This is a genomic window from Corynebacterium oculi (genome assembly GCF_001412105.1).
GTDB lineage: Bacteria > Actinomycetota > Actinomycetes > Mycobacteriales > Mycobacteriaceae > Corynebacterium > Corynebacterium oculi.
Genome location: NZ_LKST01000003.1, coordinates 200,602 through 214,969 on the forward strand (window position 1 = coordinate 200,602; position 14,368 = coordinate 214,969).

The 14,368-nt window shown below is 63.4% G+C and carries 10 protein-coding genes and 1 pseudogene; 5 read left to right on the top strand and 6 right to left on the bottom strand.

The genetic code is table 11. The features are described from left to right. The first annotated feature begins 20 nt into the window (after positions 1-20). The 4 genes from ychF (at position 21) to Cocul_RS11960 (ending at position 3,828) form a co-directional block, all read left to right on the top strand. Positions 21-1,127, top strand: a complete 1,107-nt coding sequence (gene ychF, locus Cocul_RS08425; RefSeq protein ID WP_055122841.1) for a redox-regulated ATPase YchF — start codon at positions 21-23, stop codon at positions 1,125-1,127. A 9-nt stretch (positions 1,128-1,136) separates the two neighbouring features. Then, the gene (locus Cocul_RS08430; protein ID WP_055122842.1) at positions 1,137-2,588 is read left to right on the top strand and encodes an Eco57I restriction-modification methylase domain-containing protein; all 1,452 of its coding nucleotides are present in this window, start codon (positions 1,137-1,139) and stop codon (positions 2,586-2,588) included. After that, positions 2,585-3,520, top strand: a complete 936-nt coding sequence (locus tag Cocul_RS08435) for a BsuBI/PstI family type II restriction endonuclease (protein ID WP_055122843.1) — start codon at positions 2,585-2,587, stop codon at positions 3,518-3,520. Before Cocul_RS08430 ends, Cocul_RS08435 begins: the two co-directional genes overlap by 4 nt. Before the next feature lie 164 nt (positions 3,521-3,684). Continuing rightward, on the top strand, positions 3,685-3,828 hold the full coding sequence (locus tag Cocul_RS11960) for a recombinase family protein (protein ID WP_245622177.1): 144 nt from the start codon (positions 3,685-3,687) through the stop codon (positions 3,826-3,828). A 379-nt stretch (positions 3,829-4,207) separates the two neighbouring features. Here the strand turns inward: Cocul_RS11960 and Cocul_RS08445 are convergent, their stop codons facing one another. The 3 genes and pseudogenes from Cocul_RS08445 to betT form a co-directional block, all read right to left on the bottom strand. Beyond that, on the bottom strand, positions 4,208-5,773 hold the full coding sequence (locus Cocul_RS08445; protein WP_055122845.1) for a GMC family oxidoreductase: 1,566 nt from the start codon (positions 5,771-5,773) through the stop codon (positions 4,208-4,210). A gap of 1 nt (position 5,774) precedes the next feature. Then, on the bottom strand, positions 5,775-7,253 hold the full coding sequence (locus Cocul_RS08450; protein WP_055122846.1) for an aldehyde dehydrogenase family protein: 1,479 nt from the start codon (positions 7,251-7,253) through the stop codon (positions 5,775-5,777). Continuing rightward, positions 7,250-9,323 (bottom strand): annotated as a pseudogene (gene betT, locus Cocul_RS08455) (choline BCCT transporter BetT). Before betT ends, Cocul_RS08450 begins: the two are co-directional and overlap by 4 nt. Positions 9,324-9,566: 243 nt before the next feature. Between betT and Cocul_RS08460 the strand changes: the two are divergent. Beyond that, the gene (locus Cocul_RS08460; protein WP_281176085.1) at positions 9,567-10,808 is read left to right on the top strand and encodes an ATP-binding protein; all 1,242 of its coding nucleotides are present in this window, start codon (positions 9,567-9,569) and stop codon (positions 10,806-10,808) included. Between the two features lie 6 nt (positions 10,809-10,814). Here the strand turns inward: Cocul_RS08460 and lplB are convergent, their stop codons facing one another. The 3 genes from lplB to Cocul_RS08475 all read right to left on the bottom strand — a co-directional run bounded on the left by lplB (position 10,815) and on the right by Cocul_RS08475 (position 14,323). Further along, positions 10,815-11,876, bottom strand: a complete 1,062-nt coding sequence (lplB, locus tag Cocul_RS08465) for a lipoate-protein ligase small subunit (protein ID WP_055122847.1) — start codon at positions 11,874-11,876, stop codon at positions 10,815-10,817. A 267-nt stretch (positions 11,877-12,143) separates the two neighbouring features. After that, on the bottom strand, positions 12,144-13,592 hold the full coding sequence (locus tag Cocul_RS08470) for a lantibiotic immunity ABC transporter MutE/EpiE family permease subunit (protein ID WP_055122848.1): 1,449 nt from the start codon (positions 13,590-13,592) through the stop codon (positions 12,144-12,146). Further along, on the bottom strand, positions 13,589-14,323 hold the full coding sequence (locus Cocul_RS08475; protein ID WP_055122849.1) for an ABC transporter ATP-binding protein: 735 nt from the start codon (positions 14,321-14,323) through the stop codon (positions 13,589-13,591). The genes Cocul_RS08470 and Cocul_RS08475 overlap by 4 nt, the downstream gene beginning before the upstream one ends. Positions 14,324-14,368 lie beyond the last annotated feature (45 nt).

Here is a 14,368-nt window from a genome sequence, read left to right on the forward strand (position 1 = left end):
GCTTGATAGAATAGGTCTCCGTGAGCCTTACTCTTGGAATCGTCGGTCTGCCCAACGTCGGAAAGTCCACCTTGTTCAATGCACTGACCCGCAACGATGTGCTGGCGGCCAACTACCCGTTCGCCACCATTGAGCCGAACGTAGGTCTGGTGGAACTACCCGATCCGCGCCTGAACCGCTTGGCGGAGATCTTTGGTTCCGAGCGAATCCTGCCCGCTACCGTCTCCTTTGTAGACATCGCAGGCATTGTCAAGGGTGCCTCCGAGGGGGAGGGCATGGGCAACGCCTTCCTGGCGAATATCCGCGAGGCCGACGCCATCTGCCAAGTGGTGCGCGCCTTTGAGGACGATAACGTGGTGCACGTGGACGGCAAGGTAGATCCCGCCGCTGACATCTCCGTGATTCAGATGGAACTGATCCTGGCCGATCTTCAAACCATTGAGAAGGCCCTGCCGCGCCTGGAAAAGGAGGCGCGCAAGGATAAGGAAAAGGCTGCGCTGGTGGATGCTACGAAAAAGGCGCAGGCGATCCTGGAGGATGATCGCACCCTTTATGCGGCGTCTGCGGCGGGGGAGATCGAACTGGCTCCGCTGCGGGAACTGCATCTGATGACCGCCAAGCCCTTCCTTTATGTGTTCAATGCGGATGAGGGCGTGCTGACCTCTGATTCCCGAAAGGCCGAGCTGCGGGAACTGGTCGCCCCCGCCCACTGTGTGTTCCTCGACGCCGCCACCGAGGCGGAACTGCTGGAACTAGACGAGGAGGAGGCCATGGAACTGCTGGCCTCCGTAGGGCAGGAAGAGCCGGGGCTGGCGACGCTCGCCCGCGCCGGGTTCGACACCCTGGGCTTGCAGACTTACCTCACCGCCGGGCCGAAGGAGGCGCGGGCATGGACCATCCGCAAGGGATCTACCGCGCCCCAGGCGGCGGGTGTGATTCACTCCGACTTTGAAAAGGGCTTCATCAAGGCCGAGATCGTTTCCTACTCTGATCTTGACGCTGCTGGTTCCATGGCCGAGGCGCGTGCTGCGGGCAAGGTACGGCAGGAGGGCAAAGAGTATGTGATGGTGGACGGGGACGTGGTCGAATTCCGTACAGGGCTAACGTCTGGAAGTAAGAAGAAGTAGATACCTCTGATGAAGGTGAACTTGCTGGAGGTCGTTGAGCAGCGTCGCAGAGCGACTCTAGCCCGCCTCTACGTTGACGAGCAGGCCCAGCGCGGTCAGTATTTCACTCCATACCTGGCTGCGCGCATTATGGCTAGTCTGCCTCGGCTGCCCGGGGGTCGAACCGTCCGTGTGCTTGATCCTGGAGCTGGCGTCGGTATTCTATCGGCAGCCCTCGTCGAGAGGATCCGAAGTGAGTCTCCAGACGTGTCCGTGCATATTGTGGCCGTCGAGAATGACGGCGTCCTGCACGAGGCTCTGAACGAGACGCTGTCGGAACTCGAACATATTGACGGTGTCTCGGCAGAACTCGTCGACGCAGACTTTCTGACATGGGCGCTCTCCACCGATGAGCGCTTTGATTTGGTAATCCAGAACCCGCCCTACGCAAAGCTCCGGTCGGGTAGTGATGGGCAGAACCTCATTCGGCGGAATGGCATCGTTGTCCCAAACATCTACGCGGCGTTCCTCACACTGGGCATTCGTCTGTTAGTTGAGGGTGGTCAACAGGTCGCTATTGCACCTCGATCGTGGATGAACGGCACCTACTACTCGGCGTTCCGGCGCGAGTTCATCCGTAATGCTGGGATTGACGCGATGCACACCTTCGAGAGTCGCTCGAAGGTGTTTGGCGATACTGGAGTGCTTCAGGAGGCCATCATCGTGTCTGCAACACGGGGACGAGTTCCTGAGGAAGTTGTCGTTCACACCTCCCACGACCACAACAACCCGCCATCCTCGCGCACCGTGGTGTACTCGGACGTTGTTACGCCGGATTTCATCCACGTCCCTGCGACCGAGAAGGATGCCGAGGCGGTTGCGTGGATGACTTCTTACGCCCACTGCACGTTGGAGGAGCTAGGACTCACAGTTTCGACGGGGCGGGTCGTAGATTTTCGCTCGCGGGAGATGCTTCATCGTGACCGTGTGAGTGATGCGGTCCCCATGGTGAATGCCGCGCACCTGCGTGGTGGTATCGCCCACCATCCGATCGGTGCTAAGAAACCGGAGTGGTTCCATGCCGATCCAGCCTCGATGAAGAAGCTTCTCGTCCCCGGCGGCAACTATGTGCTAATCAAGCGCTTTTCTGCGAAAGAGGAAAAGCGCCGCGTTGTCAGTGCAGTGTGGCACTCTGAGGGGAGCGTCGCTTTTGATAACAAGCTCAACTACATTCATCAGGACGGTCACGGGCTAGACCCGCAGATTGCCGCTGGACTTTCTGTCTTTCTAAACTCGACCCGAGTTGACGACTACTTCCGTGTGTTCTCGGGGCATACACAGGTGAACGCTACCGACCTGCGTCAGATGCGATTCCCGTCCTTAACCCAGCTTCGTACATTGTCGAGGCTTGCTTTGCATGACCAGCAGGCGATTGATGACACCGTCGAGAGCGTGCTCGCCCAGACCGGGGTGCCCGCATGACCCGGCTTGACGAGGCGCGGAAGATACTTGAAGCGTTCGGCTTCGACAAAGCTCGAACGAATGAGAGGGCTGGACGAACTCTCCTGGCTCTTGCCCAGCTTGATGAGACCTCGTCGTGGTCTGAGGCGACGAATCCCATGCTGGGCGTGCGGGGTATTCTCGATTGGATCCGAGAACGCCTCAACTTCGAGGTTGCTGAGAATACGCGCGAGACCTATCGCCGTCAGACGCTGCACCAGTTTCGTGATGCTGGCTTTGTGATTTATAACGACGATGACCCAGGTCGTCCAACGAACTCAAGCGCGAACAACTACCGTCTCAACCCTCAGGCGCTATCGATCATTAGGCTTTATGGCACACTGGACTTCGACGAAGCGCTCGAAAAGTACCTTGCTGAAGCCCCAGGGCTCCGCTGGATGTACCAGGCTGCCCGCGCGCTCACTCGCATCCCTGTTCGGTTGCCCGGGAGTATGGAACTCACTCTTGGTGGTGGAGGGCAGAACGTGCTGATTAAGCAGATGATTGACGACTTCTGTGCGTACTTCATTCCCGGCGGGGAGGTGTTGTACATCGGTGACGCGGACGAGAAGCTCATGCACTTCGACGAGGACAAGCTCGCATCATTAGGTGTCACTGTCGACAAACACGGTAAGCTCCCCGATCTTGTGGTCTACCAAAAGGACAAGAATTGGTTGTTCCTCATGGAAGCAGCGTCGACGCATGGCCCCGTCGATGCCAAGCGCCACGGGGAGCTTCAGTCCTTGTTCGCTGGCTCGACTGCTGGCTTGGTGTATGTCTCCTGCTTCCCGGACCGTCCAACTATGCGGAAGTTCCTGGCGGACCTTGCATGGGAGACCGAGGCATGGTGCGCGTCTGATCCCACGCACATGATTCACCTCAATGGGGAGAGGTTTCTTGGTCCATATTGCTGATCGATATGCATTAGGGCTGTAGTAGTTCTGGTCTCATATGGGGTTCCCATGAGATTAGTTCCGAACGGGACTAACGTCTAAGTGGTATTCTGGAGGTCATGGATCTCCCCTCTGACTAGCCACGCAAGGCGGCTATCTACTTACGCATCTCGCTAGACCGTGAGATGGACGGCCTGGCGATCGACCGTCAGCGTGAGCAGTGTGAGGCGCTTGCCGCGTATCGTCAGTGGGAGGTTGTCGAAACCTACGTCGATCAGTCGAAGTCCGCCACTGACCGCACTAAGGCCCGTCCGGCCTATGACCAGTAGGTCATACTCGCCGCGCAGGGTGGTGGTGGCGCACCGGCTGTCGGGGAGTTCGCTGGCCTCCACACAGGAGGTATCTTCCGAGCCACCCCCGGTAAACCCGGTCGCCACCGGGAATCCCACCTCTAGGTTCAGCGGCTCCGGGGGAGCACCGTGGTAGAGGGCAAAGGCGGGGCCGGTGGGTACGAGGTCGCCGCGCTGGATCAGGGAACCTAGCGTCCCGAACGCGGAGTCGAAGAACTCCCGCAGCCCCTCGAAGGGCACCCCGGTGCCTCGCACCACCACGGTGGGGGTGGCCGGGTGGGAGATCACGTTTATCTCAGAAATAATGCTCACCCGCCTCAGGGTAGCCGCGCCTCCCGTCCGGCGGCACCCCAAAAACCTACTCCCCCCGAATCAGGTCCGCCGCCCGCTCGCCCATGAGCATGACCGTGATGTTGGGGTTCACGGCGGTCAGCTGCGGCATGGCGGAGGCGTCGCACACGCGCAGCCCCGCCACGCCCTTCACCCGCAGCTCGGGGTCAAGCGGTGCTTCAGCGTCGTCTGTCGCGCCCATGCGGCAGGAGCCCGCCGGGTGGTACACGGTGTTGTGGGTCTTGGCCACATATTCCGCGATCTCCTCGTCTGTTCGCACGTCCGCGCCGGGGAAGAGTTCCCGCTTCACGTACTTCGCCATCGCGGGCTGGGAGACGATCTCGCGGGCCTTCTTGATCCCCTCCACGGCGATGTGCATGTCATACCCTTGCTCGTCGGTGAAGTACCGGGGGTCTACCTTGGGCTTGTCGCGGTAGTCGCGGGAGCGTAGCCGCACGGTGCCGCGCGAGCGGGCGTGGGTGATGTTGGGGGTCAGCGCGAAGGACTCGTCCGCGCTGGGGTAGCCGTGGCGCGCGGTGTGCATGTCAAAGGGCACGGAGCCGTAGTGCATCATGAGGTCGGGAAGCGGCAGGTCATCGCCGTCGATGGGGGTGAAGATGCCGATCTCCCACCATTGGGTGGCGTCCCGGGTCATGGGTTCGGTGGCCTCCCAGGAGATCACGGCCTCGGGGTGGTCTTGGAGGCCGGAGCCCACGCCGGGGGACTCCACCAGTACGTCGATGCCCACCTCACGCAGGTGTTCGGCGGGGCCGATCCCGGAGAGCATGAGCAGCTTGGGCGTGTCGATGGCCCCGGCGGAGAGGATCACCTCCCGGCGGGCGCGCAGTTCGCGGCGTCGATTATGCGGGTTATCGCAGTACTCCACGCCCACCGCGCGCGGTTCCCCATCCCCGGTGGAGAAGAGCACGCGGGAAACCCAGTGGTCGGTGAGTACGGTGAGGTTGTCTCGCTCGTCCATCACGGGGTGGAGGTAGGAGACGGAGGAGGAGGAACGGGTGCCGTCCGCCTTGCGGTTGATCTGGAAGAAGCCCGCGCCGTTGACCACCGTCTCGCCCTCGTTGAAGGTGGCGGTGGGAATGCCCGCCTGCGCGCAGGCCTCCAGCAGGGCCACACCCACGGGGTCATTCGGAGGCACGTCCATGAGGTGCACTGGGCCCTCGGTGCCGTGCTCGCCGCCGCGCGCGTTGTTTTCCAGGCGCTTAATCAGCGGCAGGATGGTCTGAGCGTTCCAGCCGGTGGCTCCCAGTTCCTCCCAGAGATCCATGTCCTCGGTGGGCGGGTGGAAGGCGATGCAGGAGTTGTGGGAGGAACACCCACCGAGCACCTTGGCGCGGGCGTGCCGCATGAAGGAGTTGCCGTTTTCCTGCGGTTCGATGGGGTAGTCCCAGTCGAACCCGGATTCCAGGAGTTCCGGCCAGCGCTGGAGGTCTAGCACCTCGGCCTTATCGACGTCCGTCGGCCCGGCCTCCAGTAGGGCCACCGTCACGGCGGGGTCCTCGCTGAGGCGGGAGGCCAGGGCGGCACCGGCGGAGCCGCCGCCCACCACGATGTAGTCATAGGTCTGATCGCTCATGTTAATCCTCCTTCACGGGGAACCAGCCGGTCACGGCCGGTTCGGTGTTCTGGTAGATGTGCTTGGCCTCGCGGTACTCGTCGAGGCCGGTGGGGCCGAGTTCCCGCCCGGTGCCGGATTCCCCAAAGCCGCCCCACTCGGCCTGGGGGAGGTAGGGGTGGTAGTCGTTAATCCACACGGTGCCGTGGCGCAGGGCGCGGGAGACGCGGTTGGCCACCCCGGCGTCGGAGGTCCACACGGCCCCGGCCAGGCCGTAGCGGGTGTGGTTGGCAAGCCGGATGGCCTCGGCCTCGGTGCTGAAGGTCTCCACGGTGATCACCGGGCCGAAGCCCTCTTCCACCACGGCGGGGTTCTCGGCGGTGCATTGATCGAGCACGGTGGGGGAGTAGAAGTAGCCCTCCTCGTGCTCGGGGCCGCCCCAGTCTCCGCCCACGCGCAGCCGCGCCCCGGCCTCCACGCCGCGTCGGACGTAATCGGTCACCTTGTCCCGGTGCGCGGCGGAGATCAGTGGGCCGGTGTGCGCGGCCTGGTCAAAGGGGCCGCCCATGGTGATCTGCCCGGCGCGGGCCACCATGGCGTCGGTAAAGCGCTCGGCGATGGAATCCTGCACGATGAGCCGGGTGCCCGCAGAGCACACCAGGCCGGAGTCCAGGAACCCGGCGTTGAGGGCGTTATCCAGGGCGGCGTCAAAGTCTGAGTCCGCGAACACGATGTTGGGGTTCTTGCCGCCCAGTTCCAGCGCCACCTTCTTCACCGTGGGGGCGGCGGCGGCCGCGATGGCCCGCCCGGTGACCAGCCCGCCGGTAAAGGAGACCATGTCCACGTCGGGGTGCTTGGAGAGTGGTGCGCCCGCCTCCGCTCCCGCGCCGAGCACGAGGTTGGCCACCCCCTTGGGCAGGCCGAGCTTATCGAGCACGTCGATGATGAGAATGGAGGTGTGCGGTGTGAGCTCGGCGGGCTTGAGAATGAAGGTATTGCCCGCCGCCAAGGCCGGGGCGATCTTCCAGGCGGCCTGAAGCAGCGGGAAGTTCCACGGGGTAATCATGCCGCACACGCCCACCGGCTCGTACACGATCCGGGAGATCACCGCGTTATTTCCCGCGTCCACCAGGCGGCCGGGGTGGTGATCTGCGATCTTGCCAAAGTAACGGAAGCAGGCGGCGATATCGTCCATATCGCCCTCGGCCTCCACCAGGCGCTTGCCGGTATCTAAGGCTTCGGCGCGGGCGAACTCATCGCAGCGCTGCTTGATCTGTTCGGCCACGGCCAGGAGCAGGTCGCCGCGCTCGGCGGCCGGGCGGGCGGGCCACTCCCCGGCGTCGAAGGCCGCGCGGGCGGCGGCGATGGCGCGCTCGGTGTCCTCCCGGCTGGCCTCGGAGACGGTGCCCACCTCGGAGCCATCGGCCGGGCAGGTGATGGTGCGGGTGGCGTTGTTGGTGGCGCCCACCCATTCGCCGTTGATGTACAGGGTCTTGGTCATTCTTGTTCCTCCCATTTCTGCGGCGCGGCGGCGTGAATCTCCCCGGTGGGGGCACCGGCGTCGCCGGTCAGCGTCATGTAGTTCATGTGGGCCTCGTAGGCATCCAGGACATCCGCGATCACCTTGATCGCGCGTGTATCCCATGATGCTGTGCCCGCGCGAGCCCGTGGCGGAGAAGATCTCCACCCGGAAGTACACGTCACGCACCACGGCCAGGTTAGCGGCAAAGTTGGGCACCGCATGGGCCACCGGGTACGCCTGGTACTTGAAGTCATCCTGGTCGGGGAAGCACACCACCAGGTCCGCGTACGGGATGGGGTACTCCGGGTGCCTGCCACGGTGATAGTGCACCTCCACCCCCAGTTCCTCTAGTTCCGCGCCCACCGCCTCCAGGGCGGGCTGCGCGGTGTCCTCGATGAAGCGGGCGGTCTGCTCGGCGGTGGGGAAGGTCATTTTCCGGGTGAGGCGTTGCTTCCAGGAACCACGCGGCTCCGTGGTGGGCTGCGCGCCCACGAGCGCGTGGCGGCGCGCCTGCGCGGAATAACGCTCGCCGCGCAGTACCTTCCACAGGGAAAACATCAACAGGTACAGCACCAGGGAAAACGGCAGGCCGATGAGCACCGTGGCCGCCTGCAAGGTGTACACCCCGCCGATGAAGAGCATGACCAGGGTGAGCAGGCCCGTCATCACCGCCCACACGATCCGCAGCCAGGGCGGGCCGTCCTGCTCCGGCGCGGGGGCATCGCCGTTGTGCTCCGGGGCTTTCGACGTCATGGTGGACATCACCAGCGAACCCGAGTCCGCCGAGGTGACGTAGAAGAGCAGGCCGGTGAGCACCGCCAGGCCGATGGTCACCGTGGTTCCGGGGTACTGCTGCAAAACCTCGAAAAAGCCGGATTCCGGGGTGTCCACGATCCGCTGGGCCAGGCCGGGCTCGGTGCCAAAGGCGGCCAGGGCGGCGTTGCCGAAGATAGAGACCCACAGCAAGATGAAGCCGAAGGGGATAATCAGCACGCCCAGGATGAACTCCCGCAGGCTGCGGCCGCGCGAGATGCGCGCCAAGAACAGGCCCACGAAGGGCGCCCAGGCGATCCACCAGGCCCAGAAGAAAAGCGTCCAATCCGCCAGCCACTGATCTGCCGGATAGGCCTCCGTGCCCGAGGTATAGGCAAAGGTATTGAGCATCATCGAGGGGAAGGAACTCAGGAAATCCCCGATGTTTTGCACCAAGGCGTCCAGAAGATGACTGGTGCGCCCAGAAAACAACACCCAGGCCATGAGCCCCACGGCCAGTACCACGTTTAACTCCGAAAGGCGGCGAATACCCTTATCCACGCCCGAGACCGTGGACACGATGGTGATGGCCACCGAGAGCACGATCAGCGCCACCTGCACCACCGTGCCCGTGGGCAGGCCAAACAGGAAATTCAGACCATAATTAAGGAACACCACCCCGATCCCCAGGGAGGTAGCCACGCCGAACACAGTGCCCAGGGTGGCCGCCACCTCCACGCCATCGCCCAAGGGGCCGCGAATCCGCTTGCCAAAGATCGGGGCCAGCGCCGAACGCACCGACAGCGGCAGGTGATAGCGGTACGCAAAAAGGCCAAAGGCCATGCCCATGAGCGCATATAGCGCCCAGCCCGGCACGCCATAATGGAACATCGTCCAGATGGGGGCCATGCGCGCGGCCTCCTCGGACAAAGGCGAAACGTCCGGGGGAGTGAGATAATTGGTGGCGGGCCCGGACACCCCAAAGAACATCAAGTCCACGCCGATGCCCGCCGCAAAAAGCATGGCGGCCCACGTAAACAGATTAAAGCGCGGCTCCGAATGATCCGGGCCCAACTTAGTGCGGCCAATCCGCGAGAGCGCCACCAACAGAACAAACGCCACCACGATTCCGGCGGTGAGAATGTAATACCAGCCGAGGTTGGTGGAAACCCACTCCATCGCCCCGAAGATCACCCGCTCCGCCTGCCCCGGAGCCAACCACGCCCACACCACGAAGGCGAGAATCAAGGAGGCGGAGGCAGCAAAAACGGGGCGATTGAGGGGGGAATGAGGCACGGGCGATTCCTTGGCTGGGGTCGGGGAGTCAGCTGTGTTTCCCCTCCACGGTAACGAAACCTCGGGCGCGGCGCAGGGCTCATGCTTGCCGACGCCGCCCTAAGCCGGGTGAGGAGCGGGGTGCAGGGTGGGCGAGAGGTAGTTTAGAAAGTGGTCCAGAGGTAGCGTAGGAAGTGGGCGAGAGGTAGTTTAGACAGGTGAGAGCGGGTGGAAACGGTGTATAACCGGCGAGTGATAGATGAGGTGCTGGATGGCCTCCTGCCGTATGCTCCCGCGATAGCGATCGAGGGGGCTAAGGCGGTGGGAAAAACGGCCACAGCCTTGCAACGGGCACACGATGTTCTGCGGCTGACGCGAAGCATTGATATGGAACGTGTGCAGGGCAACGTGGAAGGGGAGATAGATTCTCTCCATACGCTGCTCATCGACGAGTGGCAGCTCTATCCTCCGATTTGGGACGCGGTGCGTCATAGTGTGGACGAGGATCGGCGCGGAGGGCGCTTTCTGCTTACGGGATCGGCGGGGCCCACAAGGAATGTTCGAATACACTCCGGTGCGGGGCGGATACTGCGCATGAGGCTCAGGCCGTTGTCCTTTTTTGAACGAGGGATTTGTCCGCCGACTGTCAGTATGAATGAACTTGTGAGCGGGCGAAGAGAAAAGATTAAGGGAGTGGCGAATTGCGGGCTGAGTACCTACGTGGAAGAGATTATCCAATCGGGTTTCCCAGGAATGAGAGATCTGCCCCATGAAGTCCGACTAGCGGAACTGGACGGGTATATAGAAAGAATCTGTGACCATGACATGACTGAGACCGGGCATACCGTCCGTAGACCGCAAGCGTTAAGAAAATGGATGGAGGCCTATGCTGCGGCTAGTTCCACCACTGCTGGATACTCGGAGATATTGGACGCGGCCACGCCCGGTGAAAGTAATAAGCCGTCCAAGTCGGCTGCATTGGAATATCGGGAGACGCTAGAAAGGATCTTTATTCTTGATCCTATTCCTGGATGGTCTCCCGCACTGGCTCCGTTATCGCGGGCCACGCAATCCCCTAAGCACCAGATGGTTGATCCGGCGATAGCGGCGCGCCTCATGAAGATTGATGAGGAGGCCTTGCTGGCATATGAGGGTGGAACTTTTACCCCCAAGGATGGTTCGCTCCTGGGACTTCTGTTTGAATCTCTGGTCACTCTTTCTGTTCGCGTGATGATCGAACCCCTACGCGCACATCTCTACCACTTACGCACCAAGGGCGGGAGGCAGGAAATAGACCTCATCGTGGAGTTGGATAACCGCAAGGTGCTTCCCATCGAGGTCAAGATGAAGGAAGCCGTGGACGACCGTGACGTGCGGCATCTGCACTGGTTAGAGGACAGAATTGGGGATCGAGTGGCGGACAAGGTGGTGGTGACCACGGGCAGGCACGCTTATCGCCGCCAGGACGGAGTGGCCGTGGTTCCCCTTGCCCTCCTTGGGCCATGAGTGCGATTACGGCACCCGGTGCGTCCACTCCTCCGTGCTGAACTTCTCCGCCACCAGTTTCTCCGCCGCAGCCATATCTTGTGCGCTGAGTTCCCCGGGGTGGGAGGGGAAGCGGGTTTGGAAGGCGTCGATAAGCGCGGCGATGACCTCCTCCCGACTCACGCCGGTCTGCCTGCGCAGCGGATCCACGCGCTTGGCGGCGGAGCGAATACCTTTATCGGAGATTTTCACCTTGCCTATGCGCAGCACCTCCATCATTTTCTGGGCGTCGATGTCATAGCTCATGGTGGTGTGGTGCAGCACCGCGCCGGGTACCCGCTTTTGGGCCGCGCCTCCGATCTTGCCGTGATCCGAGGTGATGTCATTGATCGGCACGTACCAGGCGTTCACCCCCAGGGATTGCAGCCCGGCCAGCACCCACTGATCGAGGTACTCATACGATTCCACGTAACTGAGGCCCCGCACGGTGGCCTCGGGTACGTAGAGGGAATAGGTCACGCAGTTTCCGCCCTCCATAAACATGGCCCCGCCGCCGGAGATGCGCCGCACCGGAATAATCCCGTGTTTATCCACGCCCTCTTGGTTCAATTCATTGGAGTAACTCTGGTAAGAGCCAAAAACCACCGCGCGATCCTCCCAATCCCAGAACCGCAGGATCGGGCCGCGTCGCCCGGAGGCAACCTCGTGCAGCAGGTATTCATCAAGAGCCACGTTCAGGGGCGTGGGGAGTACGCCGGGGCGCAGCACCTCCCACTCATAATCGCTCAGGTGCGCGGCCCCGAGCACTGCGCGGCGGGTGGCGGCGGCGATGTCCCTGGTGGAAAAGCCGTGGAGTTGGGCCTCAAGCGGGGCGAGGGCGGAATCGAGGCGTTGTTGTAATTCCTCTGTGGTGTCGGTGATCTTCGCGCCAGTCAGGGCCTCCGATATGGCGGGGAAGGCCTCTTCTGGTTCGAGGAAGAAGTCGCCGGAAATGCGGGCCTGGGTGATGGAGTGGCCGTCCTCCGTGACGTCCGCTACCACGAGCTTTCCGCCGGGAACCTTGATCTCAAAGTGATGCTGGGTGGACATGGCTTTCATAGTAGGAGGGGCGTGGGGCTGGTGGGAGTAACTCCCGTCACACGGTGGCGAGGAAAGATCTTTTGGTGGGGCACGGGAGTGGATGGGAACCACAGAGGTCACGCAGTGGCAGGGAAAGGTGTGCTTTGGGTGGTGTGCTTGCGGTGCGTGACGGGAGCGCACCCCACCAGTCACACAGTGGCGTGGAAAATGCGGAAAAGCACGCCGCCAAAGCACCAGAACCACTAAGGCACCAGAACCCCTAAGAAACCAGGCCCCTCACCGCCCCTCCACCCGCCGATACGCCCGGCGCAGCAGCGGCACTAAGGCAACCAAGAGAACACCGCAGACGCCTATGGCGAGCAGCGGGCGAGTACCACTGAGCGCCGATTCTCCCCAGGAGGGCAGCGCGGCCAGCCACAGCGGCGTGGCGGCCAGGACATCGCCGCCCAAGGTCACGGAGAATATTGTGAGGATCACGGCGCACCCCAGGGGGACGGCCGCCGAGAATCGCACGGTGAGCAGCAGCCAGGTCAATACCAAGACCGCCCCGGTGGCGCACCACAGCACGGCGCGGAGCGCCGCCTGGCCCGGGGATATGCCCGCGACGAGGGTGAGCCCGGCGGCGGTGAGACACAGCGCGTCGGTGACGATCAGGTTCCAGGCGGTGAAGGCGGCCCGCAACGCGGGATTATGGGCCACGCTGATATTCCACGCCGGGGCGGCTGCACCCCACGCGATCACCGGCAGGAGCGCGGTGCCCAGGGGCAGGAGGAGAAAGGTGGTGAGCCCGGTGAGAAGCGGCGCAGGATACCTGACGGCGGCATAGCAAAGCACGAGGACGGTGAGCGTAATGAGGAGGTATATTCCGCGCCGTCGGGTAGCGGAAAAGGCCGCGCCCAGGGCGCCGAGCGCGGTGGGGCGGGAGCGTGGCCCGAGAGAATAGGAGAGGAAGCCCCCTGGGGCAGCCCTGTGGACGCGGCGGCGAGGCCGGAGGGAAAACGGGGTGGGCTCAAAGACCATCGCGGCGAGGAGCGCTATGGCCGCGAACAAGAAACACGCCACGAACACCGGCTCCGCCGCGAGGGGAGCCTCCCCGGGCTCCAGGGTAACCAGGTTGACGTGGGTTCCCAGGCTGGGCAGCAGGAGCCGCACCGGCCACGCGGGTGGGCAGAGCCACCACAGGGTGGATTCCGAGTAAAGAACGCCCAGGGCCTGCCACACCGCGGAGAGCAAGAGGGCGGGGATCAGGCCCGTGGCCTTAGCGAATAACAAAAACATCCCCAGTACTCCGGCCTGCGCCAGCCAGCACAGCGCCCCGGCAAGCAGGATCTCGTGGGTGCCGTGGTATCCCCGTGCAAGGGCGATCACCCAGGTGGTACCAAAGCATAGGGCCAGGAACACACCTAGGAGGACCGCGAGAACGGCGCATTGCGCGGCGCGCAACGTCAGGGGAGAAACGGGCCGCCACCGGGTGCCCCCGGATCGGGTGCGGCGCTCGCGCCGCACCACCAGGCCGGCGAAGAGCGCGGTGAGGGGCGTGGACATGCCGGTGATATAGAGGCCCTGCCAGGTGAGGAGGGCATTCGCGTTCTGGGCCTCGGATACGGAGAGGGCGGACATGCCGCTGAGCACCCCGATCACCAGGCCCAAAAGCGGAAGCCACATCACCGCGCTGCCCTTGGTGCGCAGCCACTCCGCGCGCAGGGAACGAGTGAGGGGGATCATGAGTGCCCCTCCGTTCCCGTCGGGTTGGACGCGCCGGGTGCGGTCAGGGAGAAGAATCGCTCCTCCAACTGCTCGGGTGCGGCGAACTCCGCCAGGGGCCCGGAATAGGCGGCTCGCCCCTGGGAAAGTACCGTGAGATCGTCGGTCATGTGGGCTACCTCGTGGAGTTGATGGGAACTCATGAGCACCGCCCCGCCGCGCGCGGCCCACTGGTGCAGGAACCCCCGCAGTTCCACGATGCCCTGGGGATCGAGGCCGTTGTGGGGTTCGTCGAGAAGCAAAATCTCCGGTGACCCCAGCACGGCGATGGCCAGCGCCAACCGGGCCTTCATGCCTGTGCTGAACGCGGAGGCGCGCTTGCGGGTATCGGGTAATTCCACGGCGGCCAGGGCGCGCCGGGCCTCGCCGCGCGGCAGCCCGAGGAGGCGGCAGTGGATCATGAGGTTATCCATCGCGGAAAGGTGGGGGTAGAGCGCGGGCCCGTTGATGCTGGCGCCGATGTGCCGCAGGCTGGTGCGCGTGCGCGACTTCCCAAGAACGGTGACGGAACCGGCATCGGGGGCGATGAGCCCGAGGATGGCGCGGTAGGTGGTGGATTTTCCCGCGCCGTTGCGCCCCACGAGGGCGTGGACGCGGCCGCGCCGCACGGAAAGATCGAAGTCTTGCAAGATTGGCTGTCCGCCGAGGTTCACCGAGAGCCCGCGACAGGAGAGAGCGAGAGATGAGGTCATGCCGCCGATTTTTGCGCGCGGGCGACGCCGCGTGATCCCCGCAGA

What these genes read in the sequence shown, in the direction of transcription:
- Cocul_RS08430 (WP_055122842.1), top strand. Translation starts at nt 1,137, where the DNA reads ATGAAGGTGAACTTGCTGGAGGTCGTTGAGCAGCGTCGCAGAGCGACT.
- Cocul_RS08470 (WP_055122848.1), bottom strand. Translation starts at nt 13,592, where the DNA reads ATGATCCCCCTCACTCGTTCCCTGCGCGCGGAGTGGCTGCGCACCAAG.
- Cocul_RS08475 (WP_055122849.1), bottom strand. Translation starts at nt 14,323, where the DNA reads ATGACCTCATCTCTCGCTCTCTCCTGTCGCGGGCTCTCGGTGAACCTC.
- Cocul_RS08450 (WP_055122846.1), bottom strand. Translation starts at nt 7,253, where the DNA reads ATGACCAAGACCCTGTACATCAACGGCGAATGGGTGGGCGCCACCAAC.
- lplB (WP_055122847.1), bottom strand. Translation starts at nt 11,876, where the DNA reads ATGTCCACCCAGCATCACTTTGAGATCAAGGTTCCCGGCGGAAAGCTC.
- Cocul_RS08435 (WP_055122843.1), top strand. Translation starts at nt 2,585, where the DNA reads ATGACCCGGCTTGACGAGGCGCGGAAGATACTTGAAGCGTTCGGCTTC.
- Cocul_RS08445 (WP_055122845.1), bottom strand. Translation starts at nt 5,773, where the DNA reads ATGAGCGATCAGACCTATGACTACATCGTGGTGGGCGGCGGCTCCGCC.
- Cocul_RS11960 (WP_245622177.1), top strand. Translation starts at nt 3,685, where the DNA reads ATGGACGGCCTGGCGATCGACCGTCAGCGTGAGCAGTGTGAGGCGCTT.